The organism is Bacteroides salyersiae WAL 10018 = DSM 18765 = JCM 12988, assembly GCF_000381365.1.
Classification (GTDB): domain Bacteria; phylum Bacteroidota; class Bacteroidia; order Bacteroidales; family Bacteroidaceae; genus Bacteroides; species Bacteroides salyersiae.
This window is the reverse complement of sequence record NZ_KB905466.1, coordinates 43,415-67,563: the sequence shown is the minus strand read 5'-3', so window position 1 is coordinate 67,563 and position 24,149 is coordinate 43,415. Positions and strand designations below refer to the sequence as shown.

The 24,149-nt window shown below is 42.9% G+C and carries 21 protein-coding genes; 9 read left to right on the top strand and 12 right to left on the bottom strand.

From position 1 onward, the window contains the following. Positions 1–13: 13 nt before the first annotated feature. Genes HMPREF1532_RS00285 through HMPREF1532_RS00260 form a run of 6 tightly spaced genes read left to right on the top strand, consistent with a single transcriptional unit; the run spans position 14 to position 5,741 of the window. On the top strand, positions 14–604 hold the full coding sequence (locus HMPREF1532_RS00285) for a hypothetical protein (protein WP_005923178.1): 591 nt from the start codon (positions 14–16) through the stop codon (positions 602–604). Continuing rightward, a complete protein-coding gene (locus HMPREF1532_RS00280) occupies positions 591–1,160 on the top strand; it encodes a PepSY-associated TM helix domain-containing protein (RefSeq protein WP_005923175.1) in 570 nt (189 codons plus the stop codon). Before HMPREF1532_RS00285 ends, HMPREF1532_RS00280 begins: the two co-directional genes overlap by 14 nt. A 20-nt stretch (positions 1,161–1,180) precedes the next feature. Next, the gene (locus tag HMPREF1532_RS00275) at positions 1,181–2,068 is read left to right on the top strand and encodes an ABC transporter ATP-binding protein (protein ID WP_005923172.1); all 888 of its coding nucleotides are present in this window, start codon (positions 1,181–1,183) and stop codon (positions 2,066–2,068) included. 17 nt (positions 2,069–2,085) lie between these two features. Next, a complete protein-coding gene (locus tag HMPREF1532_RS00270) occupies positions 2,086–2,754 on the top strand; it encodes a hypothetical protein (protein ID WP_005923169.1) in 669 nt (222 codons plus the stop codon). 31 nt (positions 2,755–2,785) lie between these two features. Continuing rightward, positions 2,786–3,847, top strand: a complete 1,062-nt coding sequence (locus HMPREF1532_RS00265; RefSeq protein WP_005923166.1) for a DUF4857 domain-containing protein — start codon at positions 2,786–2,788, stop codon at positions 3,845–3,847. A gap of 25 nt (positions 3,848–3,872) precedes the next feature. Continuing rightward, positions 3,873–5,741: a hypothetical protein gene (locus HMPREF1532_RS00260; protein WP_224202922.1), complete on the top strand. Its 1,869-nt coding sequence runs from the start codon at positions 3,873–3,875 to the stop codon at positions 5,739–5,741. A gap of 191 nt (positions 5,742–5,932) precedes the next feature. Here HMPREF1532_RS00260 and HMPREF1532_RS00255 read toward each other — a convergent pair whose 3' ends face one another. The 10 genes from HMPREF1532_RS00255 to HMPREF1532_RS00210 form a co-directional block, all read right to left on the bottom strand. Beyond that, complete coding sequence (locus tag HMPREF1532_RS00255; protein ID WP_005923162.1) at positions 5,933–7,948, bottom strand: cytochrome c biogenesis protein CcsA; 2,016 nt, start codon at positions 7,946–7,948, stop codon at positions 5,933–5,935. Further along, the gene (locus tag HMPREF1532_RS00250) at positions 7,948–9,099 is read right to left on the bottom strand and encodes a Rid family hydrolase (RefSeq protein ID WP_005923160.1); all 1,152 of its coding nucleotides are present in this window, start codon (positions 9,097–9,099) and stop codon (positions 7,948–7,950) included. The genes HMPREF1532_RS00255 and HMPREF1532_RS00250 overlap by 1 nt, the downstream gene beginning before the upstream one ends. Before the next feature lie 6 nt (positions 9,100–9,105). After that, positions 9,106–9,819: a hypothetical protein gene (locus HMPREF1532_RS00245; RefSeq protein ID WP_005923157.1), complete on the bottom strand. Its 714-nt coding sequence runs from the start codon at positions 9,817–9,819 to the stop codon at positions 9,106–9,108. Positions 9,820–9,828: 9 nt separating this feature from the next. Further along, positions 9,829–11,058, bottom strand: coding sequence for a porin (locus HMPREF1532_RS00240; protein WP_005923154.1), 1,230 nt, complete (start codon positions 11,056–11,058; stop codon positions 9,829–9,831). Positions 11,059–11,079: 21 nt separating this feature from the next. Next, positions 11,080–12,549, bottom strand: a complete 1,470-nt coding sequence (locus tag HMPREF1532_RS00235) for a di-heme oxidoredictase family protein (protein WP_005923151.1) — start codon at positions 12,547–12,549, stop codon at positions 11,080–11,082. Positions 12,550–12,573: 24 nt separating this feature from the next. Beyond that, positions 12,574–13,755 carry an imelysin family protein gene (locus tag HMPREF1532_RS00230; protein WP_005923148.1) on the bottom strand — a complete coding sequence of 394 codons (1,182 nt, stop codon included), beginning with the start codon at positions 13,753–13,755 and terminating at the stop codon, positions 12,574–12,576. Positions 13,756–13,789: 34 nt separating this feature from the next. Continuing rightward, complete coding sequence (locus tag HMPREF1532_RS00225) at positions 13,790–15,091, bottom strand: hypothetical protein (protein WP_005923145.1); 1,302 nt, start codon at positions 15,089–15,091, stop codon at positions 13,790–13,792. Between the two features lie 207 nt (positions 15,092–15,298). After that, positions 15,299–15,661: a DUF2023 family protein gene (locus HMPREF1532_RS00220; protein WP_025819321.1), complete on the bottom strand. Its 363-nt coding sequence runs from the start codon at positions 15,659–15,661 to the stop codon at positions 15,299–15,301. Positions 15,662–15,730: 69 nt separating this feature from the next. Next, entirely contained in the window at positions 15,731–16,237 is a 507-nt protein-coding gene (fldA, locus tag HMPREF1532_RS00215) for a flavodoxin FldA (protein ID WP_005923140.1), read from the bottom strand. 161 nt (positions 16,238–16,398) lie between these two features. Then, positions 16,399–17,574 (bottom strand): phosphoribosylaminoimidazolecarboxamide formyltransferase, encoded by a 1,176-nt coding sequence (locus tag HMPREF1532_RS00210; RefSeq protein ID WP_005923139.1) that lies wholly within the window; start codon positions 17,572–17,574, stop codon positions 16,399–16,401. A 214-nt stretch (positions 17,575–17,788) separates the two neighbouring features. Here HMPREF1532_RS00210 and HMPREF1532_RS00205 point away from each other — a divergent pair, with 214 nt between their 5' ends. Next, positions 17,789–18,493: a hemerythrin domain-containing protein gene (locus HMPREF1532_RS00205; protein ID WP_025819322.1), complete on the top strand. Its 705-nt coding sequence runs from the start codon at positions 17,789–17,791 to the stop codon at positions 18,491–18,493. Beyond that, complete coding sequence (locus tag HMPREF1532_RS00200; RefSeq protein ID WP_005923136.1) at positions 18,483–19,091, top strand: response regulator transcription factor; 609 nt, start codon at positions 18,483–18,485, stop codon at positions 19,089–19,091. The genes HMPREF1532_RS00205 and HMPREF1532_RS00200 overlap by 11 nt, the downstream gene beginning before the upstream one ends. A 736-nt stretch (positions 19,092–19,827) precedes the next feature. Here the strand turns inward: HMPREF1532_RS00200 and HMPREF1532_RS00195 are convergent. Beyond that, entirely contained in the window at positions 19,828–20,877 is a 1,050-nt protein-coding gene (locus HMPREF1532_RS00195; RefSeq protein ID WP_005923135.1) for a leucine-rich repeat protein, read from the bottom strand. Between the two features lie 101 nt (positions 20,878–20,978). Here HMPREF1532_RS00195 and HMPREF1532_RS00190 point away from each other — a divergent pair, with 101 nt between their 5' ends. After that, complete coding sequence (locus HMPREF1532_RS00190) at positions 20,979–21,848, top strand: CPBP family intramembrane glutamic endopeptidase (protein WP_005923134.1); 870 nt, start codon at positions 20,979–20,981, stop codon at positions 21,846–21,848. A 108-nt stretch (positions 21,849–21,956) separates the two neighbouring features. Here HMPREF1532_RS00190 and HMPREF1532_RS00185 read toward each other — a convergent pair whose 3' ends face one another. Continuing rightward, the gene (locus tag HMPREF1532_RS00185) at positions 21,957–24,089 is read right to left on the bottom strand and encodes a Tex family protein (protein WP_005923133.1); all 2,133 of its coding nucleotides are present in this window, start codon (positions 24,087–24,089) and stop codon (positions 21,957–21,959) included. Positions 24,090–24,149 lie beyond the last annotated feature (60 nt).

Sequence of the window (24,149 nt, the reverse complement as noted above, 5' to 3'; positions counted from 1 at the left end):
AAGACAAGAAACAATGAAGATTAGAAAGATGACGGTAATTGCTGCTATTGCAGTGGCTGGTATAATCAATGCATCCTGCGGAAATAAGCAACAGCAGGCAAACAGTGAAGGGGCGACTACGGAAGTAGTTGCTTCCGGAGCGATGGAGATAGACAGCCTTTTGGCAAATGCCGGTGAGCTTGCCGGACAAGAGGTTACCATAGAAGGTGTGTGTACACATATCTGTAAACATGGCGGACGTAAGATTTTCCTAATGGGAAGTGACGATACACAGACCATTCGTGTAGAAGGTGGCAGTGTCGGTAAGTTCGATCAGAAATGTGTCAATTCGATTGTTCGTGTGACAGGCGATTTAAAAGAACAGCGCATCGATGAGGCTTACCTTCAGAATTGGGAAGCACAACTGAAGGCCAAAGCTGCCGAACAACATGGTGAAGGCGAAGCCGGATGCAGTACCGAAAAGAAAGCACGTGGTGAAACGGCTAATACCCCGGAAGCGCGTATTGCTGATTTCCGTGCGAAGATAGCCGACAGAAAGGCCAAAACCGGTAAAGATTATCTGTCATTCTATTTTGTGGAAGCTTCTTCTTATGAAATTCAGTAGCAGCAGTTTTCGAAAGTGGAGTAGGGTGATTCACCGGGATTTATCATTTTTCTTCTCCGGTATGGTATTGATATATGCCATATCGGGGATCGTGATGAATCACCGGGATTCCATTAATCCGAACTTCACCGTGAAACAGCAGGAATATGTTCTGTCTGAGCCTTTGCCTGCAAAGGCTCAGATAAACAAGAAAACCGTGCTCTCCCTTTTAGAACCGTTGGGAGAAGCGGGTAACTATACCAAACATTACTTTCCGCGCGAAGAGGTGATGAAAGTATTCTTAAAAGGCGGTTCCAGTCTGCAAGTGAATATACAGACCGGAGCTGCCGTTTATGAATCGGTGAAGAAACGTCCTATATTAGGAGGTATGACGAGACTTCATTATAATCCCGGACAGTGGTGGACACATTTCGCCGATATCTTTGCAGTGGCTCTGATTGTAATAACTCTTTCGGGCATGTTTATGCTGAAAGGAAAAAACGGAATTATAGGAAGGGGCGGAATAGAATTATTGGCGGGGATACTTGTCCCGTTATTGTTTTTATTCTGCTTTTAGTTATTATCATATAGAAATAGATGGAACAAATTATAGAGTGTAATAACCTTACACATTACTACGGTAAACGCCTGATATACGAAAATCTCAGCTTTACTGTTCCCAAAGGGCGTATACTCGGATTATTGGGGAAGAACGGTACGGGAAAGACGACTACTATCAATATTCTAAGTGGTTATCTGAAACCCCGTTCGGGTGAATGCCGTATTTTCGGACAGGACATTCAAACAATGGATCCTGCTTTGAGACGGAATATCGGACTACTGATCGAAGGCCATGTGCAATATCAGTTTATGACCATTACCCAAATCGAGAAGTTTTATGCCGCTTTTTATCCGGGACAGTGGAGGAAAGATGCCTATTATGAACTGATGGATAAATTGAAGGTCGCACCGGGGCAGCGTATCAGCCGTATGTCTTGCGGGCAACGCTCACAAGTGGCATTGGGACTGATTCTTGCGCAAAATCCCGATCTGCTGGTCTTGGATGATTTTTCGCTCGGGCTCGACCCCGGCTATCGCCGCCTGTTTACCGATTACCTGCGTGACTATGCACGGTCGGAGAATAAAACCGTATTTCTGACATCACACATTATACAGGATATGGAACGTCTGATCGACGACTGTATAATCATGGATTATGGGAAAATACTGGTACAACAGGAGGTAAAGGAATTGCTGGATACGGTACGTCGTTATACGTGTACTGTGCCCGAAGGCTATGAGCCGCAGGAGATGGACGGTTTCTACCATCCTTCGGTGATTCGCCGGACGCTTGAAACCTACTCTTTCCTTCAACCTGCTGAAGCGGAGAATGCTTTAATAAAAACAGGAGTACCCTATTCCGGTTTGCATAGTGAGAAAGTGAGTCTGGAAGACGCCTTTATCGGCCTTACCGGTAAATATTGAAAGAGAAGAATTGAAAGATGAATGCTATATTTTATAAAGAATGGATCAAGACCCGTTGGTATCTGTTGCTGGCTTTGGTAGTAACAGTGGGTTTTGCCGGTTATTCAATGCTCCGTATCAACCGGGTGGTGACACTGAAAGGAGTGGAACATGTATGGGAAGTAATGCTGCAAAGGGATGCCGTATTTGTTGATTTATTGCAGTACATTCCCTTACTTGCCGGAATACTTTTGGCTGTGGTACAGTTTGTTCCGGAGATGCACCGTAAATGTTTGAAACTGACTCTGCATCTTCCGTATTCGCAGTTGCGTATGGTCATGCTGATGTTGCTTTACGGTTTGCTCGTACTGTTGGTCTGTTTCGGATTTAATTATGTACTGATGGGATTTTACTTGCAAGGCATATTGGCATCCGAGTTGGTCCGTCATATCTTGTTGACGGCTGCTCCCTGGTATTTGGCCGGAATAGCCGGATATCTGCTTGTGTCCTGGATTTGTCTGGAACCTTCATGGAAGCGGCGTATATTCAACCTGATTGTTGCTGTACTGGTGTTACGTATCTTTTTCCTTTCTACTACGCCGGAAGCTTATAATGGATTTTTGCCGTGGCTTGCCGTATGTACGTTGCTGACAGGAACATTCTCATGGCTCTCTATTGTACGTTTTAAAGAGGGGAAACAAGATTAGGGATTACATTTATAATAAAGAAGAATAGATAATGAAACTTTTTAGTCAACTATTATTAGGACTTACGATCGTCTGTCTGCTGATCTGGCAGCTTCCCTGGTGTTACAATTTCCTGACGGCACGTTCTACAAAAGCGCCTTTTACTTTATATAGTTCCGTCATCGGAGATTTTGCCATGATGACTCCGTCGGGTGATAAAGGTATGCTCCGTAGCGATCTTTCCGGCAGGACTTATACGCAAGCTCAGTTTGACAGTATCCTTCCTATGTTTTATTTCCGGCAATTGATGTCGGACGAACGTTTTCCGGATACGCTCAACGGAGTGCCGGTCACACCACGCATGGCACAGATGGAGAATTTTAATTTCCGTGTAGTCCCTTCGGATATCAATGCTCCCCATATCGGACTTTATCCTCTGCTCGAAGGTATGTCCGGCAGGGTGGACTTACAGATGCCCGATGATGTTTTCCGTATTACGGGAAAAGGAATTGAATTTATCCGCATGGCTTCCAATACGGTGGACGAAGAGAAAAGCCGGCGTTTTACTGAGGCGATGGAGAAGAAAGGATTCCATTTTCCTGCCACCGAGATAGCCGGTAATCCTACCACGCGCAAGGAATATGACGAAGGATATCTGTTGTTGGATGCCGATCGCCGATTGTTTCATCTGAAACAGATGAAAGGCAGACCGTACGTGCGTAGTATTGAATTGCCTGATGGGATACAGTTGAAGCACGTGTTTGTGACGGAGTTTAAAAACCGGAAGACATTGGCTTTCATGACAGATGCCGACCGGTCTTTCTATGTACTTAGGAATAAGACTTATGAGGTAGTAAAGGTTGGTATTCCTTCCTTTGATCCGGAGAAAGAGGCGTTGGCTGTTTTTGGCAATATGTTCGATTGGACATTGCGTGTGACGCGTCCTGAAGTCGAAGTTTACTATGCAGTGAATGCTGATGATTATTCGTTGATTAAATCAATGGAACTTCCTGCAGAAGAGCTTTCTGCGGCAGAGAAAATTGGTAAATATGTATTTCCATTACGTTTGTCGTTTACTTCCGGTACGGATAAATATGTGATACCGCGCTTTTAGTTTATAAATCCTTTAATTATGAAATATGATGAATAGAAAATTACTAACAATGGCTGTGGCCGGTCTGTTGTCTGTAGCCGGCCTGTCTGCACAGGAACCCCAATTGAAATGGGTAACTTCGCAAGATGGTATGGGGCTTGAGATTCCCCAGGCAATTAAAGCATCGTCAGACGGATATGTGTTTCTTATGAATAACTTTGCTTCCAGTGATAAAGAAACTTCTTATGATCCGGATGGGAGTGTAAGTAAAGGATACTCTCTGACAACGGATTATTTTTTCTATAACATTGCTGATGGCACAAAGGCTTCGGAGAAAACCAGTACGGGGGTACCCGATGTACTGCAGACAAACGGTAATTATAACATGACACTTTATAAAGTCGGAACAGACGGACATCTGCTATGGGGGATTCATACCAATGTGGGAGAATTCTCAGATGGTGCGATGGCTGCTACTTCGGATGGCGGGGTAGTGATTGCTCTCAAAATGAGACATTCGAGCCGTTCGACTTATAAAAGTGACATCGTTTGTCAGTTGGTTGATGCTGATGGGGTAGAGACTTCCGTCAAATGGGATGCTCCTGATTATGAGACGTATGGTGGTGTATATCAACCTGTGTTGGCAAAGATCAGTAAGGACGGAAAAGTGGAGTGGACGAAGCGTATCGATGTAGGTTATAAAACGGTAACCGTCAGTGGTACTCAGAAAAAACTTTATGATAATTTTGATCTGCGTGATATGGTAGCGGATGGAGAGGATAATATCTATCTGACGGGTACTTATCGTACTTCCATCAATTTCGGACGGAATGCCAATCTTTCATCTCCCCGTAATGCCGAGGGCTGGGATGGTGATGTACAGAAAACATGCGGTGATCTTTTTGTAGTTAAATTGGATAAAGCAGGTACGGCACAGTGGAATGTAGTGACAAAAGGACAGGTGATAAGTTGCGAGATTCCCAAAAATATCGTTCTTGATAATGGAAATTTGTACGTTAGCGGCTATATGAAAGGGGATGGCGAGTCTGCCGTGATGTTGGGTAACGATCGCTTGACACCCAGTATAAAGGATTGCTTGTTCTATGCTTGCATTGCTCCGGCAGACGGAAGTGTAAAGTGGGCGCGTCTGTTGCAGACAGTAGAACATCCGGTGACACAGGATGGGGCACGCATGAAGCCGATGTGTCTGGCTGCTTCCGGTAATGAACTGTACATGGGGGGTAGCTTTTACGGTAATGTTATGGATGGTGAGAATGTTTGTCTGGAAAATCCGAATAAACAGACCAACGGACTTCGTGCCTTTATTTTGAAGTGTAACGCAGAAAATGGTGCTGTACAAGCCGGTATTATGATAGACGGCGCACTGACTGAGGTAGAGAATATTATTCCGAAAGATGGTAATCTATTGGCTCCGGGATACGATCTGTATGCCGCTTCTTATCTTTATACACTCGATACGGATCTTACAAGCAATAGCCTGAAAACTTATCCCTTGAAAAACTCGATCAGTACTGCGACCCAAGGGGGCGTAGTGGTCGGTGATTTGCTTGTTTCGGCAATGAATGCCAACCGGACAGCCACTTTCCCGGGATGTGACTGGACGCTGAATGTGATAAATAACGGTGATAACAATTATCGCGCATGTGTCTTTACAGGACATGATATTTCATCATTGTCTACGGGTATAGTTTCGGCTCCGGCAGCAGATACCGGTTTTCGTGCCTATGCAGGAAAAGGTGAATTGATAGTTGAAACGCTTTCTGCTTGTCAGGTACAGGTGTATGGTATTGACGGACGGGCGATTCTTTCGTTTGAAGCTCCTGAGGGTCGTACGACAAAGAGTTTGCCGGCCGGGCTGTATATTGTAAATGATAGGAAAGTGGCGGTATATTAAAAGTTACTTTTTATGTTTATAAAGTAAAATAAAGAAGGATGAGTGATACGGTTGATTACTCATCCTTTTTTAATTAAGCTCCTTTGGAAAAGAGGCTATATCTTTTCAAGCGGGCAGGAGTTGTTACGGAAGTGTATGGGGCTGGTTGACACGGTAGCTGATGAGGATGCCTGTATACTGGATATTGAAGGCTAATTGTTGGCGTAGCTGTGCATTCCTCCTAAAAAGTAGTTTACTCCAAAATAGGTCATCAATACAGTTGTGAAAGCTGCTATCAGGAAGATATGAAAGAATATAGGTTTACGGAAAACCTTGATGCTTTGAGTATGAAACGCGATACCGTATATCAATAGTGTGATTAGTGCCCATACTTCTTTAGGGTCCCATGCCCAATAACGTCCCCAAGATATATTTGCCCAGACGGCACCGATAAAGATACCGAGAGCCAGAATCAGTGTGGCAGGATAAAGTAGAATACGACTGAGTAAAGTAAGGCGTTCTACCTGTTCTTCTTCGTTCTTCCGGAAATAGATGATGGCAGCAATGCCATTTAACATTATAAAGCCGAGTAAAGCGTACGACATCATGATTAGTGAAACATGCAGACTGAGCAGTGGTGAAGAGAGTACCGGTATTAACGGGGTTATCTGTGGATTCATTTGCCCGATGCTTGCCACTAATAATGTAAATCCGGAGAGAAGGAAACCAAAACATGCCATTAGTGAAAAGCGGTGTTGCAGACACAAGGCTATCAACATGATAATCCATGCCATAAATTGCATCGTTTCGTATCCGTTGCTCATCGGTAAGCGGCCACTGATATACGTCCGTAATATCATTCCGAAGGTATGGAATAGGAAAGAGGTTAATAAAAGGCAGAAAGTAATTCTCCGAAAACTTCGAAAGCGGAATAAGGGGCGCTTACTCCATTGGCAAAGGAGTAGCAATATTCCTCCCATAAGATTTATCCTATATAGAATGACTGAAAAAGGAATCTGATTATAAAGTAATTCGGCTTGTATTTTTCTGTCAGACAAGCGTTGGACTCCGGTATCAGGAACCGGTCGAACCAATGTCCCCTGTCGCAGCATGGCGATAAGGGATATTTTTTCATCGGTTTCGGTGATTGCTTTTAATAATGCATCTTGTTTGCCGCTTTGATGCAGGCGGTTCCAGTATTCCTGTAAACGATATCCTTTCTCCCGGTCGAAGAAATCTGTAAGGCGGGCATAAGAACCACATCCTAAGCGTTGTTGCAGCTCTTTATTCTTGATCTGTATCATCGGTTCGTTCTGCCATTCATCCGGATACAGGAGCCAACCCAGCAAAACCTGTTCGGGACTTAATCCCTGGTAATTGTCTTTTCCGGTCAGCTTGATAACGAAGTCTCGGGCAAGTGTATTAAAAGGTACCACCCGGTCGTTGTACATCACTTGTTTGGTGCGGTATACATCTGCATCCTCTCGTTTTATAGGCTTGGATTGGGTTGTAATGGCCCAGCAACATAAGAGGAAAACGACCCCCATTCGTTGTAGCAACGGATGCTTCAGTAACCGACGAAAATTACTTTTCGGGGAAAGGAGTATCCATAAAGCTGAAATAAATAATAAGGCATATCCGCTATAGGTTACGGGAATTCCCCATGGATCATGGTTGACACTGAGCCATGTGCCCTGGAAATCTTCATCGAATGAACTTTGATAAAACCGGTATCCGTGATGTGAGAAGATACGGTTCATGGAAACTTCTGCTTTCCGGCAAGGAATTTCATCGGTATAAATTCGGCTGACATAGTCTGCCGGAGCTTCCGTACCAGGATAATAACTGACATAGAATGTGTCTAACCCTATGGCAAATGGGAGAGGATATTCCATTTGTGTATCCGTATTTTTGAATGTCTGTGTGGTTACCTTGTCTTGGCGGAGATGTATGACGCCTTGCTGTCCGGTGAAATAGGTGAGACAAGCACCTGTAAGAATGACAATAAAAGATACGTGGAGTAAGAAAATCTCTTTTCGTTTGTACACCTTTTGTTTGATCAGATACCAGCAGGCCGATAAACTCAGAATGCCCCATAGGGCAATGAACCAGAAAGAATGATAAATATGTTCATTGACGAATGGGGTTCCTTGAGCCTTCTCTACAAAAGTAGTTGCAGCCAAACATACAATAATCAACAAGTAACAGCTAACTATGAATTGTTTCATTAGTAGTTTGCGAAGTTTTCATTTTGATCGGCTTTTACTGCTATACACTCCATCTCTATAAGCCATCCCGGACGGCAAACAGGAGCAAGGAGGATAACTTTGGGTAGACACGGGAAATGCTGTTCGAACATTTCTTTTACAACTTGATGGTCCGCCGGATCGCGTAAATAGACAATCGCTTGTGCCACATCATCAAATGAACATTCGGCTTCATTTAGAAGAGCTTCTATATTTTCCCACATCCGGTGAGTTTGTTTACGAATGTCTCCGGGATATACCACCTCTCCTTTGTTGTTAATGCTTGCCGTGCCGGAAATGAATACTTGGCGGCGGTCACCGTATTTTACACAAGTTCCTCTTTCAAAACTGACTCCGTATTCGTAGGTCGGGTTAAGATGATCGGGAGCATAAAGGTATTGTATTTGTTCGGAAGAAATACCCTTTACTGCATAACTATCCATTTGCACGGTTACCTTAGGGTCGGCATGCCGGCCGCCGATACCAGTGCTGGCGATATAGTGAGTATGTTCTGTCAGATTTTGTGTGACAAATACTTCATTGCGGGCTTTTACTACTCCGGCGTAATTTACGTCTACATTTTGTACGAAAAACCAAGTACGAATGCAATTGTTTGCCAGTGTACATTGCTGTTCCATGAGTTGCATTACATAGTCGTTGAGCAATAGCCGCGTTTGATATTCGGAGTTCGCTGCACGATTGAAAGCGCTGCCGTTCCAGAAATGCCGGTAATTGCCATGCACCGATTCAAATAGTCCATTGGGCAGTACACGCGTTTGTACGTTGGTTTGCAGATAGGCCCACAGTGCGATTTTGGTACCGTTGAGAGGAGGTTGTTCCACAACGGAGAGGGCACAATCGGAATATTCGGTTGTCAATGCCAGCAGCGTATCCGCTTGATTGGCGGCATCGCTGAGGAAATAACGTTTGAATACGGCAGTGGCACCTTTCAATTCACCTGTCAGTAAGTTGGTGAAAGTATTTAATATACCGGCGAGTTGTTCTTGATAGGTGAGGTTCGGCTGGGTGATGTGTATCATTACCTGGTATTCCGAAACTCCGTTATCACAAATAAATTCCGATAAATCTGTTATGGTATTATTATCTTCGTTTATATACTTTTTATAGTCCATATGGTTTTAATTATTTTCAGCCCCGGCATCTATCCAGGTTTTTATCAGTCCTAATATTTCTTGTTTACCGGTGCTGTTGAACATATCCTTATGATATTCGTTGTCTTCCAGAATGTCTATTAAGTAGCTTTCTTCTGCATTTCCGGGAGATACATATTTCTTTTTTTCGGGAGATAAAGGAGCTTCTACATTAACTAATGCTGCGTAAGCTTTATCTTCGGTCAAGTTGAGGTTGCCCGAAATATGGGTACTTCCTCCATGGCATGCTATGCAACTGGTTTCGAAAACCTGCTTTTGTATCCGATCGAAACTTGCCAGATTTAAGTTTTCGATAGGAAGCGTTATTGTCTCCATTGAGTTGTCAATCGGAAAAGAGTAATATGAATAGATTAAGCTTTGTCCGTTACTGATAACAGCTATATCTATGCTTTTGGTATTCTCTTTTAGATTGTTCAGTCGGATGGTTACCTTTTGATCACTTTTAGACGGTTTGTTGATTCGTTTGGTCAGTGTGATTGTTGAGCCGTCTTCTCCGATGGCAGCCAGTGAAAGATAATTCTTTTTAGGCCATGCTCCCAGTCCGTCGAAGGTGAGGGTAACAGTGGCTGTCCGGCCTGAATCCACTGTGTCATCAGGATATATTTTTCCTTCGTCGCAAGAAATAATGAATAATGCGGCAAGGATATATAAACCGTTTTTTATATTTAAAATAGAATTCATTGTTCTTGTTTAGAAAGTAAATTGCAACATAGCAGTAGCGTTATGGCGGGCAAGACCGATACCGGCTTCATCACGGTCATTCTGAGAATTGTCTCCCGTACGTCCCATGTATTGGTACATCACTTGTAATTTCAGATTGTTTCCGAAGAAATAATAGTTTACACCTATAGCGGGCATGTTTAGCAGTCCACCGGTATCTAATCCGTTACGATCCATGAAATCATAGCGTAATGCACCTTGCAGTTTGGAGGTGATAAAATATCCGGCCTGTACATATCCGCCCCAGAAATTCATGTCATCTGATTTGTTCTGGATTTTAGTGAAATGCATGTTCATGTAATAAGCTTCGGCTGCCAGATAGAAGCGATTTTTCATCATGGCAAATTCTGCTCCGACCCGCAGATCGCTACTACTCTTGGATTCTGCTTCAGCATTATAGGATGCTGATACGCCTATTAGCATTTTATCGCTTTTCAGATTATTGGGGTCACCCTGTGAAGCGGGCATTTCACCTTTGGGCATGTAGGCAAAACGTCCGGAATAGAGTAAAGCTGGCAACCATTTGTGATCATCACACATGGTTTTGGAGGCAACGTTTACATCTGCACCCGTACCATTGAAAATGCCTACTTGATAATTCCATTTACCATGGATCAACCCATGTAACTGTATACCCAAATCGAAACCTGTGGCAAAATTGGGGTTGACATAGGGAAGATCGTAGGGAAGAACGACTGTTGCCGTACTGGAGGTAGGAAGTACCGGGAACAGGGTTTCGCCCAATGTGCTGAGGTATGCATGCATAAAAGGTGTTTTGAATTTACCTACACGGATTCGGAGAGACTCTTTCATTGCAATATCAAACCAAGCTTGTTGTAACAGGGCTCCGCCGCTTTTAGCTGCATTTATGGAAAGGTTGAAAGTCACTTTTCCGAATGCTTTTCCGGTAAATCCCAATATGGCGTTTGGAATGGCAAAACCGGTATTGGCGATGTTATCGGCATAAGGAGTTTCGAGTCCGAGATCATCATATCGGTTGAGACAGGCACTGGCCTGTACCAATGCATAAGGTTTGAAGAGGAAATCACCGGCTTTAGTGCTGAAAGAAAATCCTTTCTTCCCTGCCAGGGATACCACATCGTTTTCTACATATTTATCGTCTACCTCCTGTGCTGACAGGTGAGTGGATGTCAAGGTTAGCAATCCGCATAAAGCGGCTGCAAATGTATGCTTTTTCATTTGTTGTTGTTTTTTATCTGATTATAAACTTTCAAGAAAAGTGATGAGTGCAGCACGTTCTTCTTTGCTCATCCGTGAGAAAAGAGTGCGTGAGGCAGAACCTTCGCCGCCATGCCACATGATAGCTTCTGTTAGATTGCGGGCGCGTCCGTCGTGCAGGAAATAAGTATGTCCGTTAACTGTCTCCTGCAGTCCGATTCCCCATAAAGGAGTAGTTCTCCACTCGTATCCGGTAGCCAGGCCACTGGTATAATCGTCATTCAGTTCTGTTCCCATGTCGTGCAATAAGAAATCGGAATAGGGATGAATCGTTTGGCTGCCCAACCAGGGTAACTGGGTGTTGTTCAGAAGTTTGGAACCTCTTGGACGGGTGTGTAATGTAGTGACATGACATAAATGGCATTTTGCCTGGTGGAAGAGTTTCTCTCCTTTTTGTACAGTTTCATCTGTTACATTGCGCCGTGCGGGTACGCCCAAAGCCTGCATATAAAGATCTACATTTTCCATGTCTTCAGTGGATATCTGAATCCCGTAGTTGGAAAATCCCATCATCTGACTTTGACCTTCACAGACTTCGTGAGGATAACGGTCGTTGGTTACCCCCAAATCCGATGAGAATCCGAGTTCTACGGTGAGGTCGGCATGTTGTGCTTTATTACCCGATAATCCGATCTGTTTTACGCCCTTTTCAGTGATATAATTCAGGCGTCCACTGATACCGTATTCGGGATAATTACTTTTGGCTGCCACTTTTTGCAACTCGTCGAGATCGAGCGCCATCATTTGGCCTAACCCTACATGACGTAGGGGCTGGCGTACACTGATACGCAAATCCTCCGGGCGAATGCTGTCGGCATACCATTGATAGATCTCGTAATGCGGAGTCATCAGTTCGTATTCTTCGCCATCCGGAAAACGGAATTTTTGTGTTGTAGTGGTTATTTTTACTTTTCCTTCTGCTTTTACACCATAGATGGATTGATCGTGCAATACACGTCCGTACTCCGGGAAGTATCCTCCGGTTTTGCGGCTGATATACACTAACATGGACGAAAATCCGTTGCCCGAACCGCCGTCGGCAAGGGCCGGTTTGGTACGACCGGTACTTTTATGGCAACTTCCGCAGGAATATCCAGCATATACTGGTCCCAATCCTCCGCCTGTGTTGCTTCCTGTTCCGCGTGAACCGTCATACAGGCCGTCTCCTCTGTTAAAGCGTGTCAGAAGTTCTCCGGTAACCCAGTCTGCATTCGTGTCGTATGCATCTGGTGATGAAGAGAATATGGTAGAATATCCGGCAGACAGTTCGGCAGGGAGTGCCGGTTCACCGTTAGGTTTCAGTATAAGCTTATCATCAAGTTGATTGTCACAACTCTGTAGTGTATAACTTATCAACGTACCAAAGAGGATACAAGCTCCGGTAAGGCTCCTGCATCCCCATATGGTGCTGATAGCTCTATTCTTTAGGGGAATGAATAAGCTAATTTTCATATTGTATGTATTTCGTTCATTTCATTAATTGGATGCCAGTTTACCTCTTACGAGTCCCAGACCAGTGTTTAGATAAGCGCATGCATTTTGTGCTTTTTTGATTTCTACACTTGCGCCCAGATTGTTACGGAAGGGTTTGGGAATATCATTGATAGCATCCATTGTATCTTCTATCTGCTGACGAATTAATTGGTCAAGTGTCGGATTTATGATTTTGACGAGTGCTGAAAGGCTTTCTGCTTCGTTGTATTCACCATTGCGTCCGCCTAAGTAACAGTTTTTGATGCTGACGATGTTGTCTACATAATCTGTCAGTGAGTTCCAGCTGTACCATGATTCCACAGCAAGTACGCCACCTTCTTTATCACCGCTATTCCATGCGTTTACAGGATCGGCGATCTTGGCGGTACCTACTTCATTGGCGATTGCAGCCATTCCGTTGTTGTCATTCAACATCGTTTCGATAGCTACATAAATACTGCTGATACCGTATGTGCCGTTATGTTCTTTCAAGGCAGCTCCGTATGCCGTAGGAAGATCTTCATCTCCGGGAAGTCCGGTTGTCCAGCCTTTGTGCATATTGGTGACGTCAGAGAGCATACGGGTTACTACTTTCTGTAGATAAATTTTCATGTTGTTGGTGTAGTCGGCGATATCGCGTGCATCACCTTCATTGAAAAGCAGATATTCGGCAGTATGGAAACCACGTAAATTTTGTGGAGGATTTACAGCACTTTCATCTTCATTTACATCTCCTTCGATGGCGTCCCAGTTACCTGTTTCCAGAATTTGGTCTATACCTTCTTTGTCGAGAGGCCAGCTATCCAAGCTTGGGTCATAGCTTTTTTTGTCGGCAGCTCCAAACAGAAATGCTTCGCTTTCTTCCCAAGGCTTACGGGCATCTCTCCAGGCATCACAAGCATTTTCAAGGTCGGTTTTAGTTCCACTTGCAATGAATTTGTCGACTGCATTTTTTAAGAGAGTCATTTTGTTTACTAATTCGGCATAAGTCGGTATTGCGACATTATCGACAAAATTGGCTATCGCTGCATCCATTTGTTCAGTGGTAGGTTTTTGTCCACTATCTGCCGGAAGATTGGCAAACGGATTGGTGGTGATGTCTTCTTTCTTAGAATCTTCATTACAGGATGTTAATCCTAAAGTGAATCCTATCAACAGGATTGGAAATAAACTTCTCTTTTTCATTTTATTTTAAATTTTGTGATTTGATATTATACTCTTATTTCTTGATGAACCAGCCGATGTAAGCAATGCCTACTGATACTGTATTTTCATTATTATATTTCCCCCATGCGATCCGGCGATTGGAATAATCGGCTTTTATAACAAGATTAGGGAGTGCATAATAGTTTAGTCCTGCAGTAATAACCGAAGATTGGAAACGCTTGTCGGCCAATTGGCTGCTTGATTCTACTTTTTCCATCGGATTATAGTATTCATAGCGCATGAAAGGATAGATTCGGGGTGCTTTGGAGCCCCAGAAAGCGCCTATATTGTATCCGGCTTCGGCTGCATAGCTGACTGCGTTTTTAGCAACTGTTGTATTGGGATAACCGGAAGCACCGGAGGAACTATTGTTGATTGTGCTAAGTGCCGCACTTGCTCCCAATTGCCCGTATACGGCATTGGCACGTACGATGAGATTGTTTTTCGGACTTTTGTATTGCATGTCGGCGGTAAATATGGTTACCGGAAAATCATATTCATTGTTACGATCCGGTTTTGTTCCGTTTTTCGCTGTTTTATTATAATAGGCCGAAACGCCTACACGTAAGCCTTTTACTCCATTGTAATTAATACGTCCTACGAAAGCCGGACTCGTGAAATTACTGATTTCAAAAGCTCCTTGTTTTCCATTGGAGATCCAGTCTTCACTTCGAAATCCTTGTGGATCGAGACCGTTTACTACTTGAAACTCATAGTCGAATTTTCCCACTTCTCCGAAAATAGCCACACCGGTTTCATGCCAGGTTGACGGTAAGATGGTTGTTTCGCCTTCCGGACGGTATACTCCGAAGAAATTGATAGGTTCGTGATGTGTATTTGTTAGTCCTACCGGTAAAATCATATGTCCGAAACGAACATTGATATATTTGTTGATGAGACGTGTAATGTGGAACTGTTCGAGAGCTACCTCTCCGCCTTTTTCAATTTCGGTTTCGTATTCTCCGTTTTCTTCGAACCATTCAATTTCACGGGCTACTCCTGTACCTCCATATTCGAATTCAATTTCTGAACCGAGTATCCATTTGGGAGAAAACTTGTAGTCAAAGGCCAATACAAAACGAGGAATGGAGATTTCACCTCTGTTTCTTTTCGGAGAACCGCTGGAATGTTTAAAACGGTTAAAATCATAATCTTTATAGCTTGCCGCCATTTCACCGTATCCGCCAAAACGGAATTTGTCGTATTCTTCTGTATAAGAGCTCTTTTCTTCTTGTACTGAGCTTTTTTCCTGTGCGGTGACTTTACCGAATGATAACAGGAAGCAGAGAATAAATAAGCTTGTTAATTTTCTCATGTTTTATATAATTTTTTATGGCTGCAAAGATAGAAGCGAATGGAAAGGCGGACAATACCTATAAATAATGAATATTGACACGAGTCTCAGTATTAATAGGTAATTATAAAACTGAATATATATGAAAAAAAAGAAGCCGTTCCCCCTAATGAAACGGCTTCTACGCTAAAAAAGACATACAACAAAGCTAACACATACAAAACTACGCTAAACAGCAATCTTAATACTTTCTTTTTTCCCACAATATCGCTTACATTGCTGGCAGATATCGTATCCTAACATAGCTCCCAAAATGAAATCCTCTTCAGGTGTCAGTTGGTTCAGCGGACGAGTGATAATGTGGCGTATGGCCTCCATACACTCCGGTTTGCCGAAGAACAAATTGATTTTGTTCGTTCCTACTTCTTGTATCGTATAGCTGATATTCTGATTTTCCAGACGGCGTATGGCAAATTCTGTATATTCACGGTTCATTGTGTAGAGCACCATGTTGCGAACTCCTTTTTTAAACTCGTAAATATGATTTAGGAAAATCCGTACTTCGCCGGGAATGATTCTTTCGGTAGCCATAATGCAAGATTGTGATAAAATATTAGAGTTTATTGGGCCTGCATGATTTTTGGGAAAATCAGGCTGGCTTTAGTTGATTTCTTTTTTAAGTCCTTCTACCCATTGCTCGATACGTTGGTCGGTCTGGCTGTCTTCGTTCACTTCATCAATGGGGAGTCCGACGAATTTACCGTTTACTACCGCTACAGACGCATCAAAAGTATATCCGGCCGTATCTGTTATTCCGATAAATGTACAGCCGGTATCTTTTAAATCTTCATACAGAATACCGATGCCGTCACAAAATGTGTCGCTGTATGAGTCGGAATCTCCGCAACCGAACAGAGCAACGAATTTATGGGAAAGATCTGCCTTTTTCAGAACCTTGACACCATCATACCAGTCGTCCTGCAATTCACCGGCGCCCCAAGTTGAAGTGCCCAGCACCAGCACATCGTATTCTTTAACCAATGCATCGGTCAATGTCGAAGCATCGTGGATATCTCCTTGAGGAACATTCAGCTTTTCTGCAATTTTGCGAGCTACATCCTCTGTGGTTCCTGTTGTTGAACCGTAAAAAACACCAATCTTACTCATTTTCAATTTCTTTTTTTTATGATAATGCAAAGATAAGGGCGAAGGATGAAATGTGAAATCCCCATTTATAATGGAATAACACGTACGTTATCATTATAAATGGGGATATGATGAGACTGTGTCGGCATGATGAAAAACCGACACCTTATTTATATATGCAATTAATGGTGGAACAGGCGGATACCCGTAAATGCCATGGCAATATTATATTTATCACATGTTTCGATGACATGGTCGTCGCGTACGGAACCACCCGGTTGTGCTATGTAGTTTACTCCGCTCTTATGTGCACGTTCGATATTATCGCCAAAGGGGAAGAACGCATCCGAACCTAAAGCTACACCGGTCAGTGTATCCAGCCATTCACGTTTTTCTTCACGGGTCAGCACTTTTGGCTTTTCTGTGAAGAACTGTTCCCATGTGCCGTCTGTCAATACGTCCATGTAGTCATCGGAGATATAAATATCGATCGTATTATCGCGGTCGGCGCGGCGGATCTTCTCTTTCCAAGGGAGATTCATCACTTTGGGATGTTGGCGCAGATACCAGATATCGGCTTTATTGCCGGCAAGGCGGGTACAATGAATGCGTGATTGCTGTCCGGCACCGATACCTATTGCCTGTCCGTCTTTTGCATAACATACCGAATTGGATTGTGTATACTTTAGCGTGATAAGGGCAATAAGCAGATCGCGTTTGGCTTCAGCAGGAATTTCCTGATTCCGGGTAGGCATCTCTTGCAGCAGAGTTTCGTCAATTTTGAGTTCGTTACGTCCCTGTTCGAAAGTAATACCGAAAACGTCTTTATGCTCGATGGGAGCGGGGCGATATGCAAGATCTATTTTGATGATATTGTAAGTCCCTTTCCGTTTATTGCGTAAAATTTCCAATGCTTCAGGCGTATAATCGGGAGCAATGACTCCATCGGATACTTCCCGGTTGATAAGGCGGGCTGTTTCTACATCGCAGGTATCGGATAAAGCGATGAAATCACCATAAGACGACATACGGTCCGCACCACGGGCACGGGCATAGGCAGTAGCCAAAGGTGAAAGCGGAAGATCGTCTACAAAATAAATCTTTTTAAGTGTTTCGCTCATCTCTATTGCTACGGCGGCGCCTGCAGGACTGACGTGCTTGAAAGATGCGGCTGCCGGAAGTCCGGTAGCTTCTTTCAGTTCTTGTACTAACTGCCAGCTATTGAATGCATCCAGCAGATTAATGTATCCGGGGCGTCCGTTTAATACTTCGATAGGCAGTTCGCCTTCTTTCATGAAGATACGGGCCGGTTTTTGATTGGGATTGCAGCCGTATTTCAATGCTAATTCGTTTGCCATGAGAATGAATTTGAATTATGATTTATAAATTATGATTTGTCAGTTGAACGCAAAATTACTAAAAAATGGTGATTGGCGGACTATACTTATCAGTAAATAATAATTCATAAATCAGAATTCGTAATTCATAAATCTCCAAAATACCTATAAATGGGGATTGCGCGCGCGCGAAATTATCCGTTTCTTTGCACTCGTAATATATAATAGGTATAATATGGATAGATTACAAAAATACAAGCCCTCTGATAAAATGATTGATCTTATCAGTGATAATTACTCTTTATTGCAGGTTATGAGTCGTTTTGGGCTTTCGTTGGGGTTCGGTGATAAAACCGTGAAGGAGGTTTGTGAAATGAACGGGGTGGATTGCCGTACTTTTCTTGTCGTGGTGAATTTTATGGCCGAAGGCTTTTCACGCATGGATGGAGAAACGGATGAGTTATCTATCCCGGCATTGGTAGACTATTTGCGCCAAGCCCACATCTATTTCCTTGATTTTTGTCTGCCTGCCATTCGGCGTAAGCTGCTGGAAGCCATCGATTGTTCGGAAAATGATGTCTCTTTTCTTATATTGAAATTTTTCGACGAATATATGCGTGAAGTACGCAAACATATGGAATACGAAGAAAAAACCGTATTTAAGTATGTAGATGCTTTGCTTCAGAACAATGCGCCGAAAAATTATCAGATCAGCACTTTCTCGAAACATCACGATCAGGTGGGAGAGAAGTTGACGGAGTTGAAGAACATCATTATTAAATATTGTCCGGCCAAAGCGAATACGAATTTGCTTAATGCTGCCTTGTTTGATATCTATGCTTGTGAGGAGGGACTCGAATCGCATTGCAAGGTAGAGGATTATATATTTGTTCCTGCTATTCTGAATTTGGAAAGGAGGATGATGGATCATGAAAAATAATGAGACAATCCGGGTAGCTGTTGCCGAGAATTCTGTGATTATCCGTAGCGGGCTTACTTTAGCGTTGAAACGTTTGCCCAATTTGAAAATTCAGCCGGTAGAGCTTTTGTCCGTCGAAGCCCTGCATGATTGTTTGCGTACGCAATATCCCGATATATTGGTAGTGAATCCCACATTCGGTGATTATTTTGATGTAGCTCGTTTCCGTGAAGAAACAACTGGAAAAGGTATCCGGGTTGTGGCATTGGTAAGCTCGTTTATCGATGCCACGCTATTGAGTAAATACGATGATTCCATCTCTATTTTTGATGATTTGGAAACGCTCTCCAATAAGATTATCCGTTTGCAGAATATTGCACCCGATGATGAAGGAGACGGACAGGAAACTCTTAGCCAGCGGGAGAAAGAAATCGTAATTTGCGTAGTGAAGGGAATGACAAATAAGGAGATAGCAGAGAAATTGTTTTTATCTATACATACGGTCATTACTCATCGTAGGAATATCAGCAAGAAATTGCAAATACACAGTGCTGCCGGCTTAACGATCTATGCTATTGTGAATAAGCTGGTTGAGTTGAGCGATGTGAAAGATTTATAACCGTAAAATTGTGTTATAAAATATAAAACCGTTTGCGGACACGGAAAAAAGCTGTATCTTTGCAGTGCAATTGGGAAATTGCTATTAGTTTAAAAGGTAAAAAAGAAAATTTAAGGTATTAGATTTAAGGTATTAAATAAGAACTTCAATAGGTAAATAGAGGTAAAGGATTTGAAAAGGATAACAATAATAGGTAGTTGAAGTTTTTTAGGTAAAGAAAAGATTAGTATTCAGGAAAAAAGAGGTAACAAAAAAAGAAAAGCCTATTGGCTTTTCTTATGGGAGGCGAGGGATTCTTAAAAAAGAATTTGCTCGTTTTTTTATTTTTTAATTATTCCGGTTCATCCGATAGTATTTCGGTCATTTTCTTATGAATTCAGTGGGAAAATCGCACATCTGATTTTAACATTGTTAATCCGGTTTCCGGCATATTGTTTCTCCTTTCACAGAAGATTAATTTCTTGTTTATAAAGAAGCGTATTCTTAATGGTAAAAGATAGTATTTAACACAGTCTTAAATACGTATTCTTGCAGGTAAAGAATATCAGTTCATTTGTTAGATAAATGAATGATTAATTCTTTGATATACAGTGATTAATGTCGTTTGCAATCATCTTTCCGCATCAAAGGTTCCTCATCGGTTCAAAAAACGGTCTCTGCTTATATTTATCAAATTAGCAACTTGAGATGGGAGAATTTCAATTCTCCCATCTCCCTTTATTTCTCTCCCTTTATTCTATTTCTTGTATATCAGTTTGTTACCCCCTCCTTCGCCAAAGAGACTGTCGCCCAATGTAGTGATTTGGTCCCCTGTGGCCACTACGTAGCGAAGATTGTCACATCCCATAAATGCACCGAACTCGATAGCTGTCACACTGGGAGGTAATTCTACAGTACCGCATAATCTGCCGCAGTTACTGAATACGCGCTGTCCGATTACTTTCAGTCCGTGAGGTAACTTTATCCGTAGCAGATATTTTTTTTGGGAGAAGGTGAAGTCGGGTATGGATACGGCATTGGTCTTTGATATATCTACGGCAACCAGATTGGGCATATAGTCTCTTATCAATTTAAAGTCGTTATTGTCCAGCTTCCCTTCTACTGTGAGGAAGTTTATGTCTCTGGGTTGCAATCCTGCTCTTTGGATTTCACTTTCTAATGTGCCCATTGCTCCTACTTGCAGGGTGACCTCCTGTGGCTCTCCTTCAATAAAGGCGAATGATTTCCAATTGTTTTTCAAACGATATTCATCGCTACTACCTAAGGGTACGAAAATGGCAGTAATACTGTCTGCTAATCCTTCCGGCAACAAGTTGGGCGGTGTTTTCTTTTTAATCTGGCAGATGGCAAGATTGTCACAACCTTTGAAAGCGGCGTCTTCTATGTTTTTAGTCTTTTCCGAAAGAATGACTTTCCTCAATGAGAGCTTTCCTTTGGCTTGTCCGTTTTCTACCCGGCAAAAAGCATAAGCAGGGATAAAGTTGGGCATATATACATAGATTTTATCGGGGTATGTTCCGCCCTTACCGGTATACATTTTGATTTCCGCATTAGAGATATCCAGTACTTCTAAGTTTTGAAACTCGTCGCGGAGGTGTTTGAAGTCTTCTGCATTGATTTTTCCTGTCAGGGTGAGGTGAGTAATGCTATTGGCCTCGTCTTCTGTCATTAGAGAAATCAATGTTCCTGCTTTGGGAACAAAATATTGTTTACTAACTGGTTGTGCCGCTACGTTCAGCGCTGTTGTAGCTAATAATATACCTATAAATAAATGTTTTATTTTCATGATTGAAGTTTTATTCAGACAAATATACAGAAAAAAGAGAGATTGAACCGGCCTTTTTGATTTTTATAGTTATTTTTGCTTTCGGATTAACAATTTATAAAATGGAACAAGAAGATATTCAGAAAAAAGAATCTAAAGGGGCTCACGTGCTTGTAAGCTTATCTGTCTATGTGGTGGCATTTTTATTTCTTTCCGTGGTTTTTTCGATGTTGGGGTATATCGTCATCGGACTTCCCGGAACGAGTTCGCTTACTCTTTCCCAGTATGCGATTATTCAGTCGGCCACATTATTGGCGGCGGTTCTTCCAGCATATTTTATTCTTAAGTATTTTGATCATCGGCCGTTATCGGACTTGGGGCTCAGCATCAAAGGGCGTGGAAGAGATATCCTGTATGGATTATTGGCTGCTGTGGTTTTATATGGTGTCGGTTTTGGGCTTTCGTTGTTATCGGGAGAGGTGAAAGTGACGGGAGTACAGTTGAGTGTGGTTGATTTGGCCGGTAGCTTTGGTGTTTTTATTCTGGTTGCTTTAACGGAAGAGATAATGGTACGTGGATATATTTTGGGACGTTTATTACGGACACGGCTTAATAAATTTCTTTCTTTGGGAATTTCTTCTGTCTTGTTCTCTTTGATGCATTTCTTCAATCCGAATGTTGCCTTTTTGCCTTTATTGAATTTGGTGTTGGCGGGATGCCTGTTAGGAGTTACTTTTCTTTATACACGTAATTTATGGTTTCCCATTTCATTGCATCTGTTTTGGAATTGGCTGCAGGGGCCGGTTTTGGGGTATAAAGTAAGCGGTACTATACTATGTTCTTCTTTGTTGCAGTTGCAATTTCCGGATAATAACATTTTGAATGGGGGGGATTTTGGATTCGAAGGTTCTATTATCTGTACGGTATTAATGATTCTGATGACGGGATGCATCATTTGGTATTTTGAAAGAAAAAAACAGATGTCTTTTTAGTTTTTAGACAAAAGAACAGAAGAACATATTTGATTTCATTTTTTTTGTTCTCCTGTTCTTCTGTCTAAAAAAATATAGGACGTTACCTGATGTATGGAGAAATCGTGTTTAGTTTTGTTCTACACCGATCATGGTCAATTGTATCCGTTTTCGGGCATAATCTACACTTAGGATTTTTACCATTACATGCTGGTGAATGGACACCACTTCCGTCGGGTCAGAGATGAAACGTTCGGCAAGCTGTGAGAGATGCACCAATCCGTTCTCTTTAATACCTATGTCTACAAAGGCACCGAAGTTAGTAATGTTGCCTACGATACCGGGAAGTATCATCCCCTCGCGCAGGTCATCGATTGTACGCACGTTTTTATCAAATTCAAAAGCTTTGATTGTCTGACGCGGGTCACGTCCCGGCTTCTCAAGTTCCTGCATGATGTCTTGCAAGGTCGGCATGCCTACTGTGGAAGTCACGTATGCCGATATATTAATTTTTGTACGTAATTCTTTATTACCGATCAATTCTGCAACACTGCATTTCAAATCTTTTGCCATCTGCTCTACGATGCAATAGCTTTCGGGATGTACAGCAGTATTGTCCAACGGATTCACGGCTTGTGGAATGCGGAGGAATCCGGCACATTGTTCGAAAGCCTTTGCGCCCATACGCGGGACTTTCATCAACTCCTTGCGTGAACCGAAAGCACCGTTTTCCGCACGATAGTTTACGATATTCTGTGCCAACTGCGGACCGAGCCCCGAAATATACGTCAACAAGTGGCTGCTGGCTGTATTCAGATTTACACCTACCAGGTTTACGCAATTTTCCACTGTCTGGTCGAGTGCTTTCTTAAGTTTACTCTGGTCCACATCGTGTTGGTATTGTCCTACACCGATTGATTTCGGATCGATTTTTACCAATTCGGCAAGTGGGTCCATAAGGCGGCGTCCGATGGATACGGCACCGCGTACGGTTACATCATATTCCGGAAATTCATCACGTGCTATTTTGGAGGCAGAATAGATCGATGCCCCTTGTTCGCTGACAACGAATACCTGTAAAGGACGGTCGAACTGCTGGGTGGTAACGAAATATTCCGTTTCCCGGCTGGCCGTACCATTACCGATGGCAATTGCTTCTATCTGATAAGCTTCCACCATCTTGCGGAGTTTGGCGGCTGCTTCTTTTTTCTTTTCTACCGGTGGATGCGGATAAATGTTTTCATTGTGTAGCAGATTGCCTTGTGCGTCTAGGCAAACGATCTTGCAACCTGTACGAAAACCGGGGTCTATGGCCAATACCCGTTTTTGTCCCAATGGAGGGGCGAGCAGCAGTTGGCGCAGGTTTTCTACAAACACGCGAATGGCTTCTTCATCGGCTTTTTCTTTCGTGATGGCGGCAAATTCTGTTTCAATGGATGGTTTGAGTAAACGCTTATATGCATCCTGTACGGCTTCTGCTACTTGGCGGCCGCATTCGTTGTTGCTGCGAACAAACTGGCGTTCGAGCCTTTCGATACATTCCTCGTCATCCGGACTGATGGATACTTTCAACATTCCTTCGGACTCTGCACGACGAATGGCCAGCAGGCGGTGGGAAGTGCAACGTTTCAGAGGTTCGGAGAACTCAAAATAATCGCGGTATTTAGCTGCCTCTTCTTCTTTGCCCTTCACTACTTTGGCGCTGATTACGGCTTGCCGGCTGAACTGATTGCGTATGGCGTTACGGGCTCGTTCGTCTTCATTCACCTGTTCGGCTATAATATCACGTGCACCCTTCAAGGCATCTTCTATTGTTTTCACGTCTCCTTTCACGAAGGAGCCGACTTTGGCTTCGAGGTTGTTTTCACGTTGCAGCATCAGTGTTACGGCAAGTGGTTCGAGGCCTTTTTGCCGGGCAGCTTCCGCTCTGGTTTTTCGTTTGGGTTTGTACGGCAGGTAAATGTCTTCCAATTCAGTGGTATCCCAAGTATCGTCGATACGTTTTTGCAGCTCGGCGGTTAATTTGCCCTGCTCGCTGATCGTGCTGAGGATGGTTTCTTTACGTTTGGCCGTTTCGCAAAGTTTATCGTATTGGTTTTTAATATTTTCTATCTGTACTTCGTCCAGGCCTCCCGTTACCTCTTTACGGTAACGGCTGATAAAAGGGATGGTAGCGCCGTCTTTTAGTAAATTCAGAGTGTTGTTGATCTGCTTTTCCGATATATTCAGGGCGGCAGAAATCATTTTGTGAAATAATTCCATAATTGCTTTTATAATGATTTGCTGACAAATGTACGTATTAATCTTCTATTGGATACTAAT

Excerpts from the sequence above, each read along its gene's own strand:
- HMPREF1532_RS00285 (WP_005923178.1), top strand. The coding sequence starts at position 14 with ATGAAGATTAGAAAGATGACGGTAATTGCTGCTATTGCAGTGGCTGGT.
- HMPREF1532_RS00280 (WP_005923175.1), top strand. The coding sequence starts at position 591 with ATGAAATTCAGTAGCAGCAGTTTTCGAAAGTGGAGTAGGGTGATTCAC.
- HMPREF1532_RS00275 (WP_005923172.1), top strand. The coding sequence starts at position 1,181 with ATGGAACAAATTATAGAGTGTAATAACCTTACACATTACTACGGTAAA.
- HMPREF1532_RS00270 (WP_005923169.1), top strand. The coding sequence starts at position 2,086 with ATGAATGCTATATTTTATAAAGAATGGATCAAGACCCGTTGGTATCTG.
- HMPREF1532_RS00265 (WP_005923166.1), top strand. The coding sequence starts at position 2,786 with ATGAAACTTTTTAGTCAACTATTATTAGGACTTACGATCGTCTGTCTG.
- HMPREF1532_RS00260 (WP_224202922.1), top strand. The coding sequence starts at position 3,873 with ATGATGAATAGAAAATTACTAACAATGGCTGTGGCCGGTCTGTTGTCT.
- HMPREF1532_RS00255 (WP_005923162.1), bottom strand. The coding sequence starts at position 7,948 with ATGAAACAATTCATAGTTAGCTGTTACTTGTTGATTATTGTATGTTTG.
- HMPREF1532_RS00250 (WP_005923160.1), bottom strand. The coding sequence starts at position 9,099 with ATGGACTATAAAAAGTATATAAACGAAGATAATAATACCATAACAGAT.
- HMPREF1532_RS00245 (WP_005923157.1), bottom strand. The coding sequence starts at position 9,819 with ATGAATTCTATTTTAAATATAAAAAACGGTTTATATATCCTTGCCGCA.
- HMPREF1532_RS00240 (WP_005923154.1), bottom strand. The coding sequence starts at position 11,058 with ATGAAAAAGCATACATTTGCAGCCGCTTTATGCGGATTGCTAACCTTG.
- HMPREF1532_RS00235 (WP_005923151.1), bottom strand. The coding sequence starts at position 12,549 with ATGAAAATTAGCTTATTCATTCCCCTAAAGAATAGAGCTATCAGCACC.
- HMPREF1532_RS00230 (WP_005923148.1), bottom strand. The coding sequence starts at position 13,755 with ATGAAAAAGAGAAGTTTATTTCCAATCCTGTTGATAGGATTCACTTTA.
- HMPREF1532_RS00225 (WP_005923145.1), bottom strand. The coding sequence starts at position 15,091 with ATGAGAAAATTAACAAGCTTATTTATTCTCTGCTTCCTGTTATCATTC.
- HMPREF1532_RS00220 (WP_025819321.1), bottom strand. The coding sequence starts at position 15,661 with ATGGCTACCGAAAGAATCATTCCCGGCGAAGTACGGATTTTCCTAAAT.
- fldA (WP_005923140.1), bottom strand. The coding sequence starts at position 16,237 with ATGAGTAAGATTGGTGTTTTTTACGGTTCAACAACAGGAACCACAGAG.
- HMPREF1532_RS00210 (WP_005923139.1), bottom strand. The coding sequence starts at position 17,574 with ATGGCAAACGAATTAGCATTGAAATACGGCTGCAATCCCAATCAAAAA.
- HMPREF1532_RS00205 (WP_025819322.1), top strand. The coding sequence starts at position 17,789 with ATGGATAGATTACAAAAATACAAGCCCTCTGATAAAATGATTGATCTT.
- HMPREF1532_RS00200 (WP_005923136.1), top strand. The coding sequence starts at position 18,483 with ATGAAAAATAATGAGACAATCCGGGTAGCTGTTGCCGAGAATTCTGTG.
- HMPREF1532_RS00195 (WP_005923135.1), bottom strand. The coding sequence starts at position 20,877 with ATGAAAATAAAACATTTATTTATAGGTATATTATTAGCTACAACAGCG.
- HMPREF1532_RS00190 (WP_005923134.1), top strand. The coding sequence starts at position 20,979 with ATGGAACAAGAAGATATTCAGAAAAAAGAATCTAAAGGGGCTCACGTG.
- HMPREF1532_RS00185 (WP_005923133.1), bottom strand. The coding sequence starts at position 24,089 with ATGGAATTATTTCACAAAATGATTTCTGCCGCCCTGAATATATCGGAA.